General features: G+C 48.3%; 1 protein-coding gene. It reads left to right on the forward strand.

Translation table 11 applies throughout. The features are described from left to right. A partial coding sequence (locus QP968_RS11245; protein WP_284856475.1) for a hypothetical protein occupies positions 1-210 on the forward strand: 210 nt, incomplete at its 5' end. Between the last annotated feature and the right edge of the window lie 30 nt (positions 211-240).

A 240-nucleotide genomic window follows, 5' to 3' on the forward strand; every position in this document is an offset into this window, starting at 1 on the left:
GGCATTGTTTTTGGTGCTGCTGACTGGGATGGGCAAGACCTTACGGATGGAATGCGTATTAATACCCCTGAGCAGGTCGCTGATTTTGCTCATGTGCTCGAAGGTCTTGATCCTGATGACTTCGAGGAAGTTGACGCTATTGACATTCTCACTGATTTTTATACTGCGGCGCGCACCCGTGGTGACGCTATTGCGGTGTACTTCAACTAACAGGACGTAACTGATATGCCTACTTCTACT

Source organism: Corynebacterium sp. MSK041 (assembly GCF_030232265.1).
Classification (GTDB): domain Bacteria; phylum Actinomycetota; class Actinomycetes; order Mycobacteriales; family Mycobacteriaceae; genus Corynebacterium.